Annotated in this window: 13 protein-coding genes; 11 read left to right on the top strand and 2 right to left on the bottom strand. The window is 73.9% G+C overall.

Going from position 1 to position 20,456, the window contains the following annotated elements; translation table 11 throughout:
• The first annotated feature begins 37 nt into the window (after window positions 1–37).
• From ACFC79_RS11735 to ACFC79_RS11725, 3 genes are all read left to right on the top strand, one after another.
• Window positions 38–1,015, top strand: a complete 978-nt coding sequence (locus ACFC79_RS11735; protein WP_376238373.1) for an SMI1/KNR4 family protein — start codon at window positions 38–40, stop codon at window positions 1,013–1,015.
• A gap of 5 nt (window positions 1,016–1,020) precedes the next feature.
• The gene (locus ACFC79_RS11730) at window positions 1,021–3,750 is read left to right on the top strand and encodes an SUKH-4 family immunity protein (protein ID WP_376238927.1); all 2,730 of its coding nucleotides are present in this window, start codon (window positions 1,021–1,023) and stop codon (window positions 3,748–3,750) included.
• A 338-nt stretch (window positions 3,751–4,088) separates the two neighbouring features.
• A complete protein-coding gene (locus tag ACFC79_RS11725) occupies window positions 4,089–4,988 on the top strand; it encodes a cellulose-binding protein (RefSeq protein WP_376238370.1) in 900 nt (299 codons plus the stop codon).
• Window positions 4,989–5,147: 159 nt separating this feature from the next.
• Here ACFC79_RS11725 and ACFC79_RS11720 read toward each other — a convergent pair whose 3' ends face one another.
• Together ACFC79_RS11720 and ACFC79_RS11715 are read right to left on the bottom strand one after the other, a co-directional pair.
• Window positions 5,148–6,767 carry a cation acetate symporter gene (locus ACFC79_RS11720; protein ID WP_376238368.1) on the bottom strand — a complete coding sequence of 540 codons (1,620 nt, stop codon included), beginning with the start codon at window positions 6,765–6,767 and terminating at the stop codon, window positions 5,148–5,150.
• Window positions 6,764–7,258: a DUF485 domain-containing protein gene (locus ACFC79_RS11715; RefSeq protein WP_376238366.1), complete on the bottom strand. Its 495-nt coding sequence runs from the start codon at window positions 7,256–7,258 to the stop codon at window positions 6,764–6,766. The genes ACFC79_RS11720 and ACFC79_RS11715 overlap by 4 nt, the downstream gene beginning before the upstream one ends.
• A 406-nt stretch (window positions 7,259–7,664) precedes the next feature.
• Here ACFC79_RS11715 and ACFC79_RS11710 point away from each other — a divergent pair, with 406 nt between their 5' ends.
• From ACFC79_RS11710 to ACFC79_RS11675, 8 genes are all read left to right on the top strand, one after another.
• Entirely contained in the window at window positions 7,665–8,099 is a 435-nt protein-coding gene (locus tag ACFC79_RS11710) for a hypothetical protein (RefSeq protein ID WP_376238365.1), read from the top strand.
• A gap of 394 nt (window positions 8,100–8,493) precedes the next feature.
• Entirely contained in the window at window positions 8,494–9,282 is a 789-nt protein-coding gene (locus ACFC79_RS11705) for an ABC transporter ATP-binding protein (protein ID WP_376238362.1), read from the top strand.
• A complete protein-coding gene (locus ACFC79_RS11700) occupies window positions 9,279–11,867 on the top strand; it encodes an ABC transporter permease (RefSeq protein WP_376238360.1) in 2,589 nt (862 codons plus the stop codon). The genes ACFC79_RS11705 and ACFC79_RS11700 overlap by 4 nt, the downstream gene beginning before the upstream one ends.
• A gap of 288 nt (window positions 11,868–12,155) precedes the next feature.
• Window positions 12,156–12,419 (top strand): hypothetical protein, encoded by a 264-nt coding sequence (locus ACFC79_RS11695; protein WP_376238357.1) that lies wholly within the window; start codon window positions 12,156–12,158, stop codon window positions 12,417–12,419.
• 9 nt (window positions 12,420–12,428) lie between these two features.
• Entirely contained in the window at window positions 12,429–14,420 is a 1,992-nt protein-coding gene (locus ACFC79_RS11690) for a BTAD domain-containing putative transcriptional regulator (protein ID WP_376238355.1), read from the top strand.
• A gap of 7 nt (window positions 14,421–14,427) precedes the next feature.
• Complete coding sequence (locus ACFC79_RS11685) at window positions 14,428–16,713, top strand: TOMM precursor leader peptide-binding protein (protein WP_376238353.1); 2,286 nt, start codon at window positions 14,428–14,430, stop codon at window positions 16,711–16,713.
• On the top strand, window positions 16,703–18,697 hold the full coding sequence (locus tag ACFC79_RS11680; protein ID WP_376238350.1) for a TOMM precursor leader peptide-binding protein: 1,995 nt from the start codon (window positions 16,703–16,705) through the stop codon (window positions 18,695–18,697). Before ACFC79_RS11685 ends, ACFC79_RS11680 begins: the two co-directional genes overlap by 11 nt.
• Window positions 18,698–18,783: 86 nt before the next feature.
• Entirely contained in the window at window positions 18,784–20,367 is a 1,584-nt protein-coding gene (locus ACFC79_RS11675; RefSeq protein WP_376238925.1) for a nitroreductase family protein, read from the top strand.
• The last annotated feature ends 89 nt before the right edge of the window (window positions 20,368–20,456 follow it).

Raw genomic sequence — 20,456 nt, 5'->3', positions numbered from 1 at the left:
CGGTCGTCACCAGCCGGACGCAGCAGGGGGCAACGCCATGACGACAGGTCGGCTCGGGCAGCAAGCCGCGCCACCGAACGCGGCCTACGCCGGGCAGCTCGTGCATTTCCCGGACCCGGTCCGGGCGGCCCGCCATCCCGGCGGTGTGCGGATGGATGCGGGCGGGAGTCCGGATTTTTCGCCGTACGCGCGTGCTGCGGCGGAGATCGCGGAGCCCCCGCAGGGTTTCGGTGTGGATGAGCTGCGGTTGACCGACTACGTCTCGGCGAACGCGGCGCTGGCGGCGAGCGGGCATGAGCTGTGGGACACGATTCCGGCGGTGGCGACGCCGCACGGCTGGACGTGGCACCACGTTCCCGGTGGTCGGCGGATGGAGCTGATCCCGGTCGAGGTCAAGGCGTTGCTGAGGCATCATGCCGGGCTTGCGGCGACCGCGGTCGACCAGAACAAGCGGGGTACCCGGCCGTTGCAGGAGACCCGGCCCGCGCACTTCCGCCTGCCGAAGGGTGCGGTGGCGGTGAGCGAGCAGCAGGTGTTGGGGGTCGAGGAGGATCTCGGATACCGGCTGCCGGGTGCCTATCGTTCGTTCCTGAAGGCGGCGGGTGGTTCGGCGCCGGTGGGTACGGCGCTGGACGCGCAGCTGGGGCTGCTGGTGGACCAGCCGTTCTTCACGGTGCGCGATGAGGCCGCCGTGAATGATCTGGTGTATGTGAACAAGTGCCTGCGGGACCATCTGACGAAGGATTTCCTGGGGGTCGGTTTCGTGCAGGGCGGGCTGCTCGCGGTGAAGGTGAGGGGCGGCGGGATCGGCTCGGTCTGGTTCTGTGCGTACGACGACGCCCGGGACCGGGACGGCTGGACCGTGCAGGAGCGGGTGGATCGGCTGTTGCTGCCGTGCGGTGACGATTTCGATGTGTTCCTGGAGCGTCTGGCGGGCAATCCGCCGGAGCTGGAGACCGTGGCGAACCTGATGGTGGACGGTGGCTTCGCGCGGGCCGTCCCGGTGGAGGGGTGAGCGTGGTGGTGACGTTCGCGCAGGCGCAGGAGCGCGCCGATGAGTGGATCAATGGTGAGGTGCCCGCGTATCAGCACCGCGAGGTGCGGGTGCGGGAGTTCGAGCTGGGTTTCGTCGTGTGGGGCGAGGACCGTGTCGATGGTCCGGTCTCGGACGGCGGTCGTCAGCGGCTGGTGATCGCCAGGGACAGTGGTGAGGCGACGCTGTGGCCGGGGTTGCCGGTGGGTGAGGTGATCCGGCGGTACGAGGAGGAGTACGGGTCGGTCGTTGCCGGGCCGGCTGCTCCGGAGCCGCCGCAGCGGGTCGATCTGAATCAGACGTCGTTCCTGTTGAGCCCTCCGGAGTGGCTCCAGGAGGCGGCCGACAAGTTGGGTATTCCGGATCACCGGGCCGAGCGGGAGGGCCGGGGCGGTGGGACCGGCCGGGATGCCGGGGACGGTCGGGACGGGGAGTCGGCCGGTGCGGCCCTCCCCGGTGCGCCGTCCTCCTCCGCTCCCGTTTCCTCGCCGCCCTCTTCGCCCTCTTCGCCCTCTTCGCCTTCTTCTTCCGCTTCCTCGCCGTCGTCGGCCACGCCGCCTTCGTTCGCCGTGCCGTCTTCTCCGGTCGCGTACGAGCCGACCGCGAACGACGGTGTTCCGGCGTCGGCGCCGGGGGTGTCGGCGGGTTCCACCCCGTGGGACGGGACGGACACCAACGGGGGTTCGGACGAGGGCGCGGTGCCGTTGCCGGCCACGGTGTTCGCGCCGCCGCTCTCGGGTGCCGACGACGAGGGCACTCCGCCGCCGGTGGTTCCGGCCGAGGCGCCGACCGCTCTGATGTCGGGTGGCAGCCAATTGCCTCCGACGGCGATCGTTCCGGGCCTGGGGCCGCGACGCGGCGACGAGCCCGCCTCGGGGGCGCCGGTTCCGGAGGCGCCCGATGGTTCGGGGGCTCCCGGGCCGGGTGCCGGTGACATCGCGGACGCGTCCACCAGCAGGGCCGTCGTGCCGCCGCGCGGCGCGCGCGGGGGCGGTCCGTCGACGCCGCCGCCGCCCGGAGCGCCGGGGGCGCCCGGTGCTCGTCCGGGTGCGCCGGTGCCGCCGCCCTCGGGGCCGGGTGCGCCGGGTGCCCCGGCCGGTGGGTATCTGCCGACGCAGCTCGTTTCCGAACAGGGATTGCCGGACGCGCCGGGGGCCCCTGGCGCTCCGCAGCCGCCGATGCCTCCGGGTGTGCCGGGTGGTGCTGGTGGGGTGACTCCGCCGCCTCCCGGTCCGCCTGGTCCGCCCGGTCCTCCGGGTGCTGCGGTGCCGCCTCCGGGTGCGACGCCTCCGCCGGGTGGCGGGGTGCATCATGCGGCGACGGTGTTCGCCGATCCGAGCATGGGCGGGCAGGGGGCCCTCCAGCCTCCCGGTCCCCCTGGCCCGCCCGGTGCTCCGGGTGTGCCGGGAGTTCCGGGTGTGCCGGGTGGTGCTGGTGAGGTGACTCCGCCGCCGCCCGGTCCGCCTGGTCCGCCTGGTCCGCCTGGTCCGCCTGGTCCGCCCGGTCCTCCGGGTGCTGCGGTGCCGCCTCCGGGTGCGACGCCTCCGCCGGGTGGCGGGGTGCATCATGCGGCGACCATGCTCGCGGACCCGAGCATGGGCGGGCAGGGGACCCTTCAGCCTCCCGGCCCGCCCGCTCCTCCCGGCCCGCCCGGAGCGCCGCAGGGCGGCCCGGGGCCCGTGCCGCCGCCCGGCCACACCCCGCCGCCTCCGGCGTACGGGTATCCGCAGCAGCCGAGCGGGCAGCCGACCGTCGGTCCCGGCTACCAGGCCGTGCTGCGCTACCGCGCGCCCGACGGCAGCGAGCAGCAGCTCATCCGTCGTTCGGCGCCCGGCACCCCGCACCCGGAGTGGCAGATGCTGCATGAGCTGCGGGCCATGAACGTGCCGCCGCAGCAGGTCATCGAGCTGCACACCGAGCTGGAGTCGTGCGAGCTGCCCGGTGGTTACTGCGCGCGGATGATCCGTGAGACGTGGCCGCAGGTGCGGATCACCAGCGTCGCTCCGTACGGCACCGATCATGCGAGCCGGCAGCAGGGCATGCAGCATCTGCTGACGCACCAGGGCGAGCTGCATCAGGTGGCGGACGGTCCGTCGCGTCCGGCGCCGGTACGGGCGCCGCTGCCGCAGGTGGCGCCCGCTCCGGCGGTGCCGCCCGAGGCCGTCGCCCAGGAGCTGTTGCAGAGCTTCGGGCCGCAGGGCATCCTGCGCTTCGACCAGCGCGCGGTGTCCCGGCAGGGCGTGCCGGAGCCGGTGGCGCGGACGCTGGTGTGGGCGGGGCTGCCCGCCGACTTCGGGCCGTTCTTCTGGGCGCAGCCCGGACAGCCGGTGGTGCCGACGCTGGGTGAGCTGGCCGCGCAGCGGCAGGTGCAGGCCGCGCCGGACGCGGGGTCGTACCTCGTGATGGGAACCGACTTCGGCCGGGCGATCTGTGTCCAGTACGGCACGGCCAACATCGTGGCGGTGCCGGTCGAGGCGGGTCCGGGCGGGCAGTCGGTGGCGCCGCAGTTCGTGAACACCGGGCTGCCGGAGTTCCAGCGTTCGATGGCGTTGCTGGGTCGGATGTGGCGGCTGCGTTTCGGGCTGAACCCGGAGCAGGCGGGCCGTTGGACTGTCGATTTCCAGGCTCAGCTGGCGGCGTTGGACGCGGCGGCGCTGGCGTCGCCGGAGAGTTGGTGGTCGGTTCTCCTGGAGCAGATGTGGGACGGGCTGATCTGATGCGGGGCGGTGTCGGCGGGTCGGCTGTGTCGGTGGGCTGATCCGGCGGAATGATTCGACGGGCCGATCCGGCGAACTGATCGCGGGCCGATCGGGCGGGGCGATCCGGTGGGCGCGGGACGGTGGCCCGCACCGGGCGGTCCGTCGGATCGGGTCCGGGGCGGTGGTTCCGCGGGTGTGGTGCCCGGTTCCGGGAGGGGCCGGGGTCTGTGTCGTACGGGGTCTGTGATGCCTGTCGCTTCCGTCTTGAAAGCAGCTGATCGATTCCGACTTCTGTGCGAATTGCCGCATCCTTGACGTATTGCTGATGGTCGGCGAGTCGGAAAGAGGCTTCAGGGATGAGTTCTGCACCGGTGTCCGGGCTTGGCTTCGTCGGCATGCGGGGGCGTGGTTACCGTCCGGAGCAGGTGGAACGCGCCATGGCCGGGCTGGTGGCGGAGCGGGACGAGGCGCGGGAGCGGCTGGCCGCGCTGACCGCACAGGTGGAGGAGCTGTCGGCCGAGGCGGTGCGGCTGGGCGAGGTCGTCGCGACGCTCGCCCCGCAGGACTACGCGTCGCTCGGCGAGCGTGCCCAGCGGATTCTGGCGCTGGCGCAGAGCGAGGCGGATTCCTTGAACGGGGCTGCCCAGGAGGAGGCCCGGGCGCTGCGGGACGCGGCGGAGGAGGCGGGCCGGGCGCTGCGGGAGTCGGCGCGGGTGGATGCCGAGGCGCTTCGGGAGGCGGCCGGGAAGCATGGCGACGAGACGCTGTCCCGGGCCCGCGAGGAGGCGACGGGGATCGTCGCCGAGGCCCGTGCGGAGGCCGAGGGGGTGCGGGAGGAGTCCCGGTCGATGATGGAGGAGACACATCGTCGTACCGCGAGCGTTCTCGCCCATCAGGAGCAGGAGCACGCCGAGCGGTGGAAGTCGGCCGAGGACGAGCTGGACGAGGCAGACGCGGCGCAGGTGGCGCACCATGAGGAGTTGACCGGGCGGGCGGAGGACCGGCTGGCCGAGGCGCGGCGGGAGCTGGCCCGGGCTGAGGAGGAGGCGCGGCACCGCCGGGAGGACACCGAGGCGCGGGCGGCGGAGCTGATCGCGGAGGGCCGGATGCGTGAGGAGCGGGTGGTCCGGGAGACGGAGCGGATTCTGCGGGAGCACGAGGAGGCGCGCGAGGAGCTGCACGCGCACATGGCGCATGTGCGCAACTCGCTCGCGGCGCTCACCGGGCGGGTGTCCCAGGACCCGGCGGCGGACTGAGCCGACGACCTGAGGAGCAGGTGTCCGGGCCCGGCGCCCACCGGGAGGGTGGCTCCGGGGCGGCGCCCACCGGGCAGGTGGCCCGGACTCGGCGGCGGACCGGGGCCGGGGCGGGCGGTTGGGGCCGTGGGGGCCGGGCGTGGTGGTGCGTGGTGGTGCTCAGTCGTGCGGTGCCGGTGACCCGCCCGTCAGGATGCGGCGTTCCTCTCCCTGGTACAGCCGGCGTGCGGTGGGGGCGGTGTGCCGGGGCAGGACGGTGCCGAGCCAGCCGGCGAGGAAACCGGCAGGGATGGAGACGAGCCCGGTCGTGGTGAACGGGTACCAGTTGAAGTCGTGGTCGGGGAAGACTGAGGAGGGCGAGCCGGAGACCAGGTTGGTGCCGGTGATCAGCACCATGACGGTGGTGGTGCCGACGATCAGGGTGCACAGCAGGCCGGTGCGGGTGAAGCGTCGCCAGAACATGCTGTAGATCAGGGCCGGGGCCAGGGCGGACGCGCCGACGCAGAACGCGAGCGTGGCAAGGGCCTGCACGTTCCAGTGCCGGGCGACGACGGCGAGGGTGGTGGCGAGCAGCCCGACGACGATCGCGGACGCCTGTGCCGTGCGCATCTCGGTGCGGCCGGCGAGCGGTTTCGCGCCGGGGCGGCGCATTCCGCGCAGGCCGTGGGCGAAGAGGTCGTGGGCGAGGGAGTTCGCGCAGGCAAGGATCATTCCGGCGACGGATGCGAGCAGGGTCAGGAAGATCGCCGTCGTCATCGTCGTGACGATCAGGGCGCCCGCCCGTCCGCCGCTCGCGACGGCGCCGGTGACCTGGAGGACGGCGCTGTTCCCGGACGCTCCGGCGGCGGTGATGCCGTCGTGGCCGACGAGTGCCGCGGCGCCGAAGCCGATCACGACGAGCAGCAGGCAGATTCCGGCCACGACGCCGACCGCCCAGGACAGCGAGCGGCGGACGGCGGGGGAGGAACGGATGCTGGTCATGCGCATGGTGACGTGGGGCAGGCAGGCGGCGCCGAGCACCACGGTCAGCTCGGAGCTCACCATGTCGAGTCCGCTGCCCTGGAACTGGAGCCCGGAGCGCAGGTACGCGGCTCCCTCGCCGCTGCCCTGCCGGGCGGCGGCGAGCAGGGAGGCGGTGCTCCAGTCGAAGCGGTTCATGATCAGTACGGCGATGGTGGACGCGGCGACGAGAAGGACGACGGTCTTCACGATCTGGATCAGGGCGGTGCCCCGCATGCCGCCGATGGCCGCGTAGGCGATCATCAGGACGCCGAGGCCGATGATGGCGCCGGAGCGGAATCCGGAGGTGTCCCATCCGAGGATGAAGGCGAGCAGGTCGCCGGTGCTGGCGAGCTGGACGACCATCATCGGGATGAGGGCGGCGAGTGTGGTGGCGCAGGCGGCGATGCGGACCGCGCGGCCGGGGGCGCGGCGTACGAGCAGATCGCCCATGGTGAATCCGCCGGTGTTGCGCAGGGGTTCGGCCAGCAGGAACATCAGCAGGACGAGCGACAGGGTGATGCTCAGGGCGAGGATCATCCCGTCGTAGCCGGTGAGGGCGATGATGCCGGTGGTGCCGAGGACGGTGGCGGCGGAGAGGTAGTCGCCGGCCAGGGCGAGGCCGTTGCGGCGCGGGGACAGGGTGCGCGAGCCGGAGTAGAACTCGTCGAGGTCGTCCCGGTCGGGGCCGGTCATCACGCAGAGCAGCAGGGCGAGGGTTCCCACGGCCAGGAAGGCCACCAGGGACATCGACCGGGCGGAGTCGTCGAATCCGTTCACTGGTCCGCAGCCTCTTTCCGGAGCCGGGCGGCGAGCGGGTCGACCGTGCGGCGGGTGGTCCGTTCGTACCGGACGATGGCGAGCAGGGTCACGGGAAGCTGGCAGAGCGCGAGTGCCAGGCCGAGGTTGAGGCCACCGAACAGGGGGCGGCCCAGTTGGCCCCCGGCGAAGCCGGAGAGCAGCAGGAAGGCGACGAAGTAGCCGAGTGCGGTCAGGACGGCGATGCGCCTGACCTGGCGGTAGGAGGTGCGCAGCCGACGCAGGTCGCCATGGCGGACTGTGGCGGCGGCCGGGGCGGTGCCGGGTGCTGCGGGGCCGTGCGGCGGGTCCGGGTACGGCCCGGGGAACGGCTCGGGCCGGGAGCGCTGCCAGGGCAGCAGGTAGTCGGCCTGCTGCGGGGGCGGGGGCCGGTGCCCCCGGGGCGGCTGCTGCTGCGGCCGTCCGGGCCAGGAGGAGTAGGGGGACGGGGGCGGGGGGTTTCCGTGCGACATGGGGGTGCTGCTCCTTGCGTGGCTCGGTTCCTGGCTGGACGGCAAGGCAGGAGTGCGGGGTGGGGGAGTGCTCGGAAGCGTGAACATTACTCGTCGGTATGCGGGCTTGGGGAGACCTTGGCTCGAACTGCCGAGCCGATTGGCGTAGTTGTGTGCGGTCGTTCGGGAGCGTGGCCTTCGAGGGTGTTCCCCGGGGGCCGTCCGAATGCCGATCGGGTGTCGTCGGGGTGTCCCACCGGGGCATTTCGTGAGGGCTGCGGATCTTTCATGCGGACTCCGGGAGGGCTCCGGGGCCTGCACGGGCAGCGGTGCCCACTGTCACGTGTACGACGAACCCGAATGTCTTCCATACGGGTTACGACGCGGCGACCGGGGCACGGGCACCCGCACCGTCACCGACATCAGGGTGTCGGACCCCACCGCGGGCCAGGTGGCCTGCCCGGCCACCAGCCTGGCACCGGGGGCGTCGATGGACTGCACCGCCCCGGCGCACACCATCACCGCCAAGGACGTGACGAACGGAAAGGCCGTCAACAAGGCAACGGCCTCCGGGAAGTCGGGCGACAAGGAGGTCTTCTCCCCCGAGGCCGGTGCCACGGTGAAGATCACGCCGGACGGCAAGCCCGCCGGACCGGGCGTCCCGAACGGACCGGGTGCCCCGAACGGGCCCGGCACCCCGAACGTCCCGGGAACCGGACCGGTTCCGTCGGCCTCCAAGTCCTCCGGGTGGCTGGCATCCACGGGTGCACAGGCACTCACCCTCCTCGGGGTCGGTGCCGCGTTGCCGGCCGCCGGTGGACTCGTCCTCGGGGTCGGCAAGCGCCGACGCCGCACCAACTGAAGTCGATCCCCTCAGGGTTGAGGAGCACCTGATCCAGGACCGCTCCGGCCCGCATCTACCGGCGCCCGCCGCGCACACGGAACCGACCGTGAGCCCGGCGGGCGCCCTCATGTTTCCCGGCAGCCCTGTCCGAGGAGACAGCCCTTAAGGGCCGGCCCCCACTTTTACGGAGGGGCGGTTCGTCCCGGCGGACGACGTGGCGGTCGCAGGGCGTTCCGTAGCGTGTTTCCGCAGCGCACCGCCACACCGCGGACGCGGCCGGCCACGGGGCGGGGTGGGGAAAACCCCACCCGAAGTCGGGGTCATGCCCCAGCGCGCCGGACCCCTCGTGAACCTCACGCTGTACCCGTACGCCGCGACATCTCGAACATCGACCGAAATTAGGAGAAGAACTGTGACAACGGCTGTGACCATTCCCAGGCATGGGGGCGCTGGAGGGCGTACGGCCGTCGCCGCACGAGCACGGCAGGTCGTCAAGGCGTACGGGGAGGGGGAGACCCGGGTCGTCGCCCTCGACCACGTCGACGTGGACATCGTCCGCGGGCAGTTCACCGCCATCATGGGACCGTCCGGTTCCGGCAAGTCGACCCTGATGCACTGCCTGGCCGGGCTGGACACCGTGACGTCCGGTCAGATCTTCCTGGACGAGACGGAGATATCCGGGCTCAAGGACAAGAAGCTCACCCAGCTCCGCCGCGACCGGATCGGCTTCATCTTCCAGGCGTTCAACCTGCTGCCCACGCTGGACGCACTGGAGAACATCACGCTGCCGATGGACATCGCGGGCCGCAGGCCGGACGCGGCCTGGCTCCAGCAGGTCGTGGAGACGGTCGGCCTCTCCGGTCGGCTGAAGCACCGGCCCACCCAGCTGTCCGGCGGGCAGCAGCAGCGGGTCGCGGTGGCCAGGGCGCTCGCGGCCCGCCCCGAGATCATCTTCGGCGACGAGCCCACCGGGAACCTGGACTCGCGGTCCGGCGCCGAGGTGCTGGGCTTCCTGCGCAGGTCGGTGGACGAACTCGGCCAGACCATCGTGATGGTCACCCACGACCCCGTCGCCGCCTCCTACGCGGACCGGGTGCTGTACCTCGCGGACGGGCGCATCGTCGACGAGATGCACCAGCCGACCGCGGACCAGGTCCTGGACCGGATGAAGGACTTCGACGCGCGCGGGCGGACGTCATGACCGTCTGGAAGACATCGAGACGCAACTTCCTCGCGCACAAGGGGCGCATGGCGCTGTCCGCCGTCGCGGTCCTGCTGTCGGTGGCGTTCGTGTGCGGCACGCTCGTCTTCACCGACACCATGAACACCACGTTCGACAAGCTCTTCGCCGCGACGGCCGCCGACGTCACCGTCAGGCCCGAGAAGCCCGAGGACGACGCCCCGCCCCAGGGGAACGGCAGGCCCGCCACCGTGCCCGCCGCCGCCGTCGAGCGGGCGGCCGGCGCGCACGGCGTGCGGTACGCCGAGGGCGCCGTCGTCAGCACGTCCGTCACCGTCGTCGACAGCCACGACGAGAACATCGGCTCGACCACGGGCGCGCCGACGATCGCGCGCAACTGGACCAAGAACGACCTGCGTTCGATGGAGATCACCTCCGGTCACGTGCCGCGCGGCCCGACCGAGGCGATGGTCGACGCCGACACCGCCGACAAGCACCACCTGAAGCTCGGCGACACCCTGCGCACCATCACCGCCGGCGGCGACCTCGTGACGAGGATCAGCGGCATCGTCACGTTCAAGGTCACCAACCCCGGTGCGGCGGCCGTCTACTTCGACACCGCCACCGCGCAGAAGAGGCTGCTCGGCACGCCCGGCGTCTTCAGCGTCGTCTTCGTGACCGCCGAGTCCGGCGTCTCCCACACCGAGCTGAAGAAGAACGTGGCCGCGGCGCTCGGCGGAACCTCCGGGTACGAGCTCCAGACCCAGAAGGAGGCGATGGACGCCAGCAAGGACTCGATGGGCTCCTTCCTGGGCGTCATGAAGTACGCGATGCTCGGCTTCGCCGGGATCGCCTTCCTCGTCGGCATCTTCCTGATCGTCAACACCTTCTCGATGCTGGTCGCCCAGCGCACCCGTGAGATCGGGCTGATGCGGGCCATCGGGTCGAGCCGCGAGCAGGTCAACCGGTCCGTGCTGATCGAGGCGCTGCTCCTGGGCGTCGTCGGCTCCGTCCTGGGTGTCGGCGCCGGTATCGGCCTCGCCGTCGGCCTGATGAAGCTCATGGGCGCCGTGGGCATGGAACTGTCCACCGGGGACCTCACCGTCACCTGGGCGACCCCGGTGATCGGCCTCGTGCTCGGCATCGTCGTCACCGTCGTCGCCGCGTACATCCCGGCCCGCCGCGCCGGGAAGATCTCCCCGATGGCCGCCCTGCGCGACGCAGGAACCCCGGCGGACGTGCGCGCCGGTCGGGTCCGGGCCGTGATCGGCCTGGTCCTCACGCTCGGCGGCGCCGCCGCGCTGTACGCCACGACGCGGGCCGGCGAGTCGGGCACGGGCGCGCTGTGGCTCGGCGTCGGTGTGGTCCTCAGCCTGGTCGGCTTCATCGTGATCGGGCCGCTGCTGGCCGGTCTCGTGGTCCGGGTGCTCGGCATGATCCTGCTGCGGGTCTTCGGTCCCGTCGGACGACTCGCGGAACGCAACGCCCTGCGCAACCCGCGCCGCACCGGGGCGACCGGCGCCGCCCTGATGATCGGCCTCGCCCTGGTGGCCTGCCTCTCGGTCGTCGGCTCCTCCATGGTCGCCTCGGCCACCGAGGAACTCGACAAGTCGGTCGGTGCCGACTTCATCATCCAGCCGACGGGGGGTGCGGGCGCGCTCCTGGTGGACCAGGCGGTGAAGGCCGTGAAGTCCGCGCCGGGCATCGAGCACTTCACCGGGTACAAGGTCGTCGGCGCCCGGCTCACCACCCCGGACGGCGCCGTCGAGAAGGGTGCGCGCCTGTCCGCCGCCGACCCCACGTACCCGGACGACCTCCGCCGCGAGACGGTGGCCGGGAAGATCGACGACGCGTACGGCCCGGACGCCATGTCGGTCGGCGAGAAGTTCGCCGCCGACCACCACGTCGAGGTGGGCGACCGGATCACCGTCGCGTTCACGGGCGGTGAGACGGCGAAGCTGAAGGTCGCCGCGATCACCTCGGACGACGCGACCGTCGACGCGAACTCGATGTACGTCAGCACCGCGACCGCCGCCCGGTACCTGCCCGCCGACGCCATGCCGGACAACATGCTCATGTTCGCCAAGGCCGTGGACGGCAAGGAGAAGGAGGCGTACGCCGCGCTGAAGAAGGCCCTCGCCCCGTACCCGCAGTACGAGGTGCGCAATCAGGCGGACTTCAAGGAGATGGTGGAGGACCAGATCGGCCAGCTGCTGAACATCGTCTACGGGCTGCTGGGGCTCGCGATCGTCGTCGCGGTGCTCGGCGTGGTGAACACCCTGGCCCTGTCGGTGGTCGAGCGGACCCGGGAGATCGGCCTGATGCGCGCCATCGGTCTCTCCCGCCGCCAGCTGCGCCGGATGATCCGCCTGGAGTCGGTGGTCATCGCGGTCTTCGGGGCCCTGCTCGGCCTCGGGCTGGGCATGGGCTGGGGCACGGCGGCCCAGAAGCTGCTGGCCCTGGAGGGCCTCGGCGTCCTGGAGATCCCGTGGCCGACGATCCTCACCGTCTTCGTCGCCTCGGCCTTCGTCGGACTGTTCGCCGCCCTGGTACCGGCGTTCCGGGCGGGCAGGATGAACGTCCTGAACGCGATCGCGTCCGAGTGACGCGAGAACCGCGCGGCGACACCGCCGACGTAGGATGACTGGCCGGCCCCGGGGTGTTCCTCCAAACACCCCGGGGCCGGTGTCGTGTCCGCGCCCGGCCCGGGGCCCGGCCGGGCGCGCGTTGCGCGGCGTACCGGATGCTCCGGGGCGGGGGCGCCCGGTTGCACGAAGCTGCCGCGGGCCGTGCAACAAGCTGACACGGTCGCCCCTGCTCCCGCGCCCTCCCCGCTGGCATGGTCGTCCTGCCGGGAGACCCCCGGCAGGACGCAACAGCCGAAGGGGACAAAGGTGTTCAGTTCTTCGCTTTCACGGCGGCCGGCCGCCGTCGCCCGCGCCGTCGCCGTCGCCGTCGCCGGCCTCGCGCTCGCCGCGTTCGCGCTCCCGGTCGGCGCCGCATCCGCCGCCCCCGCCTCCCCACAGGCCGCGACGGTCGGGCAGCCGCCCGCGCCCGTCGCCGAACGGGTCTGCACGGACGTGGAGGCGATCCTCGTCCGACTCCACCTGCCCACCGGGCCGATACCGGTGTGCAAGCTGGTCAACGGCTGGGACTAGACCGCGGTGATGCGGTTTCAGCTGCTCGGCCCGTTGACCCTCACCGACGGCCCCGAGGCCGTCGTGCTCCAGCCGTCGAAGCCGACGATCCTGCTGGCGGCACTCCTCCTGCACGCCAACTCCGTCGTATCCGCCGACTACCTCCAGCGGGCCGTGTGGGGAGAGGAGCAGCCGGCCACCGCCAAGGCCGCGCTCCAGACCTGTGTGCTGCGGCTGCGCAGGCTCTTCACCAAGCACGGGGTGACCGAGACGTCGATCGAGGCGGTTCCCGGCGGCTACCGGATCACCGCCGAGCCGCACACCCTCGACCTGCTCGGCTTCCGGGAGCAGGTGCGCCGCGCGGTGCTCCTGTCCCACGACCCGGAGGCGGAGCTCTGCGAGCTCAAGGACGCGCTGTCGCTGTGGCAGGGTTCCCTGCTCGCCAACGTGCGCTCCGACGTGCTGCACCGGGACGAGGTGCCGCGCCTCGCCGAGGAGCGACTGCGGAGCGTGGAACGGGTCTGCGACCTGCTGCTGGGGCTGGGACGTCACGGCGAGGCGCTCGTCGAACTGTGGACTGCTACGCGCGTATACCCGGGCCACGAGCGGCTCCACGAGCAGCTGATCGAGGCGCTCTACCGGACGGGGCGGCAGACCCAGGCCCTCGCCGAGTACCGGAGGGTCAAGGGGTTCCTGCTGGACGAGCTGGGGGTCGACCCCTCGCCCGCACTCCAGCAGCTGGAGCTCGCGATCCTGCGCGGTGAGGACCTGGGGCCGGGGGACGGCCGGGCGGCGCTGCCGTCCCGTACCGTCGTGCGGATCGCCGACGGCGACGCGAGGGCGCTCGAAGGGCCGGTGGTCCCGGCAGCGGTCCCGGCCCCGCTGCCGACGGCGCCCGTCGCCGGGGAGTCCGGGCGTTCGGGGACGGACGCGGTGGCCGGTGCCCCGGTCCCGCCCGCGGCCCCGGTCCCGGTCCCGGCCCTGGTCCCGGCCCCGGTCCCGCCGCCGTCCGCGGCCGTTCCCGCCGGGACGCGCGCCGCCGTCGGGGCGTCCACCGGTACGGCCGGGCCGCCCACGGCCCCCTCGGTCCCGAACTTCACCGGGCGCGAGGCCGAGACCGCCGCCATGACGGCCCGGCTCACCGCGTCCGCCGACGACGCCGACCGGCACCCGCCCACCATCCTGGTGTCGGGGGCGCCCGGCATCGGCAAATCGGCCCTGGCCCACCACGTCGCCCACCTGGTGCGGGACGCGTTCCCGGGCGGCCGGCCGGTCATCCGGGCCACCCGGCCGGACGGCGAGGCCCGCCCGCCCGCCGACATCGCGGCGGAGGCGTCGGCCGCCCTGCGCCCCGGCGGGGACGGCGGACGCGTCCTGCTCGTCCTCGACGACGTCGTCGACGCCGACCAGGTGCGCCCGGTGCTGCCCGCCGTCGCCCAGGCGCAGGGGGCGGTGATCGTCACCAGCCGGATGGGCCTCGCCGGACTCGTCGCCACGCACGGCGGGTGGGTGCACCGGCTCTCCGTGTTCACCGGCACCGAGTCGTACGCGCTGCTGGTCTCCGTCCTCGGCCCCGAACGCGTCGGGGCGGAACCGGACGCGGCCCGCCGGCTGACGGAGCTCTGCGGCCACCTCCCGCTCGCCCTGCGCATCCTGACGGCCCGGCTGCTGACCCGCCCCGCCCTGCGGCTCGGCGACGCCGTCGACTGGCTCGGCGACGACCCGCTGGCCCGGCTCGCCCTCACCGACTCCCCGAGCCTGTCGGTGACCGCCGTCCTGGACGGGGCCCTGAACCGGCTCGACCCACGGCTGTCCGAGGTCTTCCTCCGGGCCGCCGCCGGCACCGGGGGCACCTTCACGGCCGACGACGTCCCGGACGTCACCGAAGCGGCCCTGGAACGGCTCGCCGACGCCGGGCTGCTGGAGGACGGCCCGCCCGGCCCGTACCGGATCCACGCACTGCTCCGCGCCCACGCACGAAGAACCGACCAGGAACGCATCCGCCGCACAGAGAAGGTGTGAGACCCCCATGGCCGAGACCGCCGAGACCGCCGAACGCGCCCCCGAGCCCGCCCGGACGGCCGACACCGCAGCAGCGCCCGCACCCGGGGGCGCGCAGGATGTCCCCGGAACCGCGACGTTCGACGCGCTGGCCACGACCCGTCCGCGCATCCGCCGGGACGTGCTGTTCACCGAGACCCCCGGCGGGGTGCTCTTCCACAACGCCGACGGCGGGTTCCACCTGGCCAGCCGCACCGCCTACCGTTTCGCCTCGCTCGTCGTCCCGCACCTGACCGGCCACCACCGGCTCGCCGACCTCTGCGCGGGCTTCGGACCGGCCCAGCGGGCGATGGCCGCGGAACTCGTCAAGACGCTGTACGCACGGGAGTTCGCCCGCGACGTGCCCGAGCCCGGCACCGGGCCCGAGGCGGTGCCGGACGAGGTCGCCGAACGGTTCGCCGCGCAGATCGCCTACCTCGACCACTACGCCGACGGCGCGGCCGAACGCTTCGCCCGGTTCCGCGCCACCCGGGTCGCCGTGCTCGGCGACGACGAGATCGCCCGCTGGTGCGCGCTGAGCCTGCTGCGCAACGGGTGCGTGCGGATCGGCACGACCACGGAGTTCGGCGACGTCGCGGCCGAGGCGGGCCGGGCCGCCGCGCGCGCCGACCGGATCACCGCGGGTCCGGGGGCCGGCTGGGCGGAACTGGACGGGTACGACGTCGTCGTGGTGACCGGCCCCGGGGCCGGGCCGCGCACCCACCGGCTGCTCGCCGCCGGAGTGCCGCAGGGGCGGACCCTGATCCCCGCCTGGCTGTTCGGCGAGCGCCTGGTCGTGGGCCCGCTGGCCACCGCCGCCTCCACCGGCTGCTGGTCCTGCGCCGTGCTGCGGCTGGGCGGCAACGTGGACGCCGGGGCGGCGGCCGAGCTGTGGAGCCAGGCGGCGGGCGCGGTCCCCGCACCTGCCAACACCCTGTCCGGGCCCATCGCCGCGATGGTGGGCAACCTCCTCGGCTACGAGATCTTCCGCCTCACCACCGGCGCGCTGCCCGCGGAGACCGACCGGCAGGTCCTGATCCAGGACCTCGCCTCGCTGGACGTGATGTCCGAACCCGTCGGCCCGCACCCCCGCTGCGCACGCTGCACCGGCCCGGACGACCGCGGGCCCGCCGCGGACCTGCCCGACGGCCTGGCACTGCCGGTCACCGCGACCGTGGAGACCGCCCGCGACGCCGAGGACCTGGTCGACGAGCTGAACCGGCACAGCGCGGCCCTGGTGCGCCCGCACACCGGGATCTTCCGGAGCTGGGACGACGAGGCGCTGACCCAGACCCCGCTGAAGATCAGCCGGGTCGAGGTGGCGCTCGGGGCCGGGGCGCGGCGGCGGATCGCCGCCTTCGACGTGCACCACCTGGCGGGCGCGCGGATGCGGGCCCTGTACACGGCGGCGATCGCGTACGTCGAGCACCTGGTGCCGCTCGACCCGGCGGCGGGCGGGGGCACGGACCGGGTGCTCGGCCCGGACGCGCTGACCACCGGCGGCGGCACCGGGGCGCTCCCGGACACCTGGACGGTCGCCACCTCGCTCACCGGAAAGGACCCGGTCCGGGTGCCCGCCGCGGCCGTGCGGTCCTTCGGCGCGCACAACCGGGACCGCGTCCACCTCGCGACGGCCGCCGGTTCGGGGGCCGGGGCCGACGCGCGGGAGGCGGCGGGCACCGGCCTGATGTCGGCGCTGGCGCACGACGCACTGCTGCGGGCCGTCCGGGGCGCCACCGACGTACGCCCGGTCGCCGCCGACGGCGACGACCCGGAGCTGGTGTTCCTGCTGAAGTCCGCCGCCAACCTGGACCTGGCGGTGGAGCTGCTGGACCTGGGCGAGGAGGGGCGCACCACGGCCCACGCGGTGCTGGCCCGGGAGGCCGAGGGCGGGAACGCGCGGGGACGCTGGGCGGTCGGTGCGGGGCTCTCGCGCCGGGCGGCGGCCTGTGCGGCGCTGCGGGACCTGCTCGGGCAGGCGCAGCTCGCCGCCGAGGACCCGGGGACGGTGGTGGACATGGGCGACCCGCTGGTCCGGGACCTCGCCGCGGCGAGCGTCGCGGTGGCCGGTTCGCCGGTCGCGGTGGACGGGCCCGCGACCACGTTCGACGCGGTCCTCGACGCGCTCCGGGCCGCGGGCCGCGACGCCCTGTACGTGCCGACCACCCCGGCCGACCTCGCGGCGGGCGGCATCAGCACCGCCCGGGTGCTGCTGACCGTCGACGGCGGTGCGGCGGGCACGGCGAACGCGGAGGGCGGCTCCGATGCCCGCTGATACCTCGGTCCGGGAGATCCCCGCGCCGACCCGGACCGCGCACGTGTTCGCGGCGGCGCTCCGGGAGGCGCTGGCCCGGCACGGCACGCCGCCTCCGCTGGACGTGGCCCCGCTCGGGGTGCACGACGCCTTCGCCGGTGAACCGGCGGACGCGGGCGGCACCGACCGCCCCGGTGCCGGGGACGCCGTGCCCGTGCGGTTCTACGGCCGGCACGTCGTCGTCGGTCCCTTCGCACCCGTCGGCCCGTCCGGGGCCCCCGAAGGCCCCGGAGCCGCCGGGCGGGTCTGCGCCCGGTGCCTGGAACGGCGTTGGCAGGCGGTCCGTTCGGTCGCGCTGCGGGAGGCGCTGGAGCTCGGCTCGGGCACCCGGGCGGCCGGTGAGTCCCCGTACCCGACCCCGTTCGCCGCGCACGCCGTCGCCGGACTCGTCGCCGCCAGGCTCGCCGGGGCCGGACCGGACACCGGGGTCCGCCCGGCCGTGCACCTGGTGGACCTGGAGACGCTGACGGTCCGGCACTACCCGTTCGTCCCCGACCCCGAGTGCCCGCGCTGCGGGGTCACCGAGTCCGACACCGCCGAGGCCGCCGAACTCGTCCTGCGTCCCGCGCCCAAGCGCCGCCCCGGCGGCTTCCGGGTCCGGGACATCGAGACGTACGACCTGCCGGTGGAGCCCTACGCCAACCCGGTGTGCGGCTCGCTCGGCCCGTCCGTCGTCCAGGACGTCTCCTCCACCTCCACCTCCGCGGCCATCGGCTGCTTCTCCATGCGCTCGGGCGACTACCTGCGCGAGACGTTCTGGGGCGGCCACGCCGACACCTACGCCGAGAGCATGCGGATCGGGGTGCTGGAGGGGCTGGAGCGGTACGCGGGGATGCGGTCCCGGGCCAAGCGGGCCGGGACGACGGATTCCCTGAACGCCCTGCGGGCCCGCGGCGAGCACGCGCTCGACCCGCGGGTGTGCGGCCTGTACTCGGACGCCTTCCACCGCGCCAACCCCCGGGTCGCCCCGTTCACCCCCGACCGCCCGGTCCCCTGGGTCCAGGGCTGGTCGCTGCGCGACGGGCGCGCGATCCTGGTGCCCGAGGTCCTCACGTACTACCACGCCCCCGGCCTGGAGAACCGCTTCGTCCAGGAGAGCTCCAACGGCTGCGCCTCCGGCGGCTGCCCGGAGGAAGCGGTCTACTTCGGTCTGATGGAGGTCGTCGAGCGCGACGCCTTCCTGCTCACCTGGTACGGGCGGGCCGCGCTGCCGGAGATCGACCCGGCGACCAGCCGCCGCCCCGCCACCCGGCAGATGGTCGACCGGCTGGAGATGTACGGCTACGAGGCCCGCTTCTTCGACACCCGGATCAGCTTCCCGATCCCCGTCGTCACCGGGGTGGCGGTGCGCCGGGACGGCGGGCCGGGCCTGATGTGCTTCGGCGCCGGGGCCGGGCTCGACCCGGAGGCCGCGCTCGCCGGGGCGCTCTGCGAGATCGCCACCGACGCGGTGAACCTGCCCCACCGCACGGAGCGCGACGGGGAGCGGCTGCGCGCCATGGCCGCCGACTTCCACCGGGTCGAGGCGCTGCACGACCACCCGCTGGTCTACGGCCTGCCCGAGATGGGCCACCACGCGCACTTCCTGATCGGCGAACCCGGCGCGCCCCGCCCGCCGAAGCGGTCCTTCGACGCGCTGTACGGCGACGGGTCGGTGCCGCCGGTCTCCGACGACCTGCGCGAGGACCTGACCCGGTGCGTGGACGCCGTCACCGCCGCCGGGTTCGACGTGATCGTCGTCGACCAGACCATGCCGGAACAGCGCGCACTGGGCCTGACCACGGTCAGCGTCCTGGTGCCGGGGCTGCTGCCGATCGACTTCGGCTGGAGCCGGCAGCGCGCCCTCGGCATGGACCGGCTGCGCACCGCGCTGCGCGCCGCCGGGCTGCGCGACCGCGATCTGACCGACGCCGACCTCAACCCGGCCCCGCACCCCTTCCCATGACCGCCGACCGACCGGGGCCGTCGGCCGCCCGCGCCCACCGGCCCGCCGACCGCCCCGCACCCCTTCCCGTGACCGAGGAGCCCGCCATGGGGTACGCCCATGAATACGCCACCGCGATCCTGCATCGCGGCCGGGTCCCGATGGACCCCGCCGACTTCGTGCCGAACTGGTCGGACGGCCCGCGCAAGACGAAGTTCTACCCCGGCACCGACAGCATGCCGCTGCCCGACTGCGACTACCCGGCCCACGCGGACCTGGACCGGGGCCTGGCCCCGGACGCGGGCGGGGACGGCGCGTTCGACCTGGCGCTGCTGTCCGGGATGCTCCGCGACTCCTACGGGCTCACCGGCCGCCGTCTCGGCGTCCAGGCCAACACCGACCTGAACGCCCTGCCGTTCTACCCGCTCGCCAACTGGTCCCGGGGCACCGCCTCCGGCGGCGGCCTCTACCCGGTCGCCGTGCACTGGGTCTCCGGGGCCGGCGGCCCGGTGCCGCCCGGGGTGCACTACTACTCCACCCGGCACCACGCCATGCGGCGGCTGCTGACCGGCGACGTGACCGGTGAGGTGCGGGCGGCGCTCGGCGACGGCGCCCCGGGCCCGGACACCGACCAGTACCTCGTCCTGTCCATCAAGTACTGGCAGAACGCCTTCAAGTACAACAACTTCTCCTTCCACGCCGTGACCATGGACCTCGGCGCGTGCGTGCAGACCTGGCGGATGTGGGCCGGGGCGCGCGGGCTGTCCGTCGAGCCCGCGCTCTGGTTCGACGAGGAACGGCTCGGGCGGCTCCTCGGGGTCGACACGGCGGAGGAGGGCGTCTTCGCCGTCGTCCCGCTGAAGTGGGCCGGTTCCGCCGCCTCCCGCCCCGTCTCCCCGGCCCCGTCGTCGGTGGCGGTGCGTCACCGCGACCGGGAGCGCTCGCGCACCGTCCTCACCTTCGACGCGCTGCGGCGGATGCAGGCAGTGACGGCCTCCGGGGCCACCGACCGCCCCGCCCCCGAGTCCCTCGCCCCGGCCGCCGCGCACCCCGCCGTCCCGGACCGCCCCGTGACGGCGCTGCCGCCGTGCCCGCCGCTCGCCACCGACGTCCGCACGGCGCTGCGCGCCCGCCGCAGCAGCTTCGGCCGCTTCGATGCCCAGCACCCCATGACCGCCGAGCAGTTGGCTTCCTGCCTGGCGGCCTCGGTGGCCGGTTCGCGGATCGGCGGGGACAGCGGCGGACAGCGGCTGGCGAAGCTCTACGCGTTCGTCGGCCACGTCGACGGCATCGAACCGGGGGCGTACGAGTACGACCCCGACGCGCACGCCCTGCGCCTGGTGAAGGCCGGTGCGCCGGGCGCCTTCCTCCAGAAGAACTACTTCCTGTCGAACTACAACCTGGAGCAGGCGGCGGCCGTCCTGGTGCCGACCGTCCGCACCGACGCCGTCCTCGACGCCGTCGGGGACCGCGGATACCGCCTGGTCAACGCCACCGTCGGGGCGATCGCCCAGACCGCCTACACCACCGCGTCCGCCGTCGGCGTCGGCTGCGGCGTCGCGCTCGGCTTCGACAACATCTCGTACATCGAGGAACTCGGCCTCGACGGCACCGGCGAGGCCCCGCTGCTGATCATGATGATCGGCAACGAGCGGCCCGCCCCGGCCGACTTCCGGTACGAGATCGCGTGAGGGCCCGCCGGGTGGCCCCCGACCGACCGGGGGCCACCCGGCAGGCCCTGACGACCCCGGGAGCTCGCTCCCTGCCGCTCCCCGGGCCG

Origin of the sequence: Streptomyces sp. NPDC056061 (assembly GCF_042266885.1) — a bacterium.
Lineage (GTDB): Bacteria > Actinomycetota > Actinomycetes > Streptomycetales > Streptomycetaceae > Streptomyces.
The sequence above is the reverse complement of the archived record's forward strand: the minus strand, read 5'-3'. Positions and strand labels throughout refer to the sequence as shown.

Excerpts from the sequence above, each read along its gene's own strand:
- ACFC79_RS11735 (WP_376238373.1), top strand. The coding sequence starts at position 38 with ATGACGACAGGTCGGCTCGGGCAGCAAGCCGCGCCACCGAACGCGGCC.
- ACFC79_RS11725 (WP_376238370.1), top strand. The coding sequence starts at position 4,089 with ATGAGTTCTGCACCGGTGTCCGGGCTTGGCTTCGTCGGCATGCGGGGG.
- ACFC79_RS11715 (WP_376238366.1), bottom strand. The coding sequence starts at position 7,258 with ATGTCGCACGGAAACCCCCCGCCCCCGTCCCCCTACTCCTCCTGGCCC.
- ACFC79_RS11700 (WP_376238360.1), top strand. The coding sequence starts at position 9,279 with ATGACCGTCTGGAAGACATCGAGACGCAACTTCCTCGCGCACAAGGGG.
- ACFC79_RS11690 (WP_376238355.1), top strand. The coding sequence starts at position 12,429 with ATGCGGTTTCAGCTGCTCGGCCCGTTGACCCTCACCGACGGCCCCGAG.
- ACFC79_RS11685 (WP_376238353.1), top strand. The coding sequence starts at position 14,428 with ATGGCCGAGACCGCCGAGACCGCCGAACGCGCCCCCGAGCCCGCCCGG.
- ACFC79_RS11680 (WP_376238350.1), top strand. The coding sequence starts at position 16,703 with ATGCCCGCTGATACCTCGGTCCGGGAGATCCCCGCGCCGACCCGGACC.
- ACFC79_RS11675 (WP_376238925.1), top strand. The coding sequence starts at position 18,784 with ATGGGGTACGCCCATGAATACGCCACCGCGATCCTGCATCGCGGCCGG.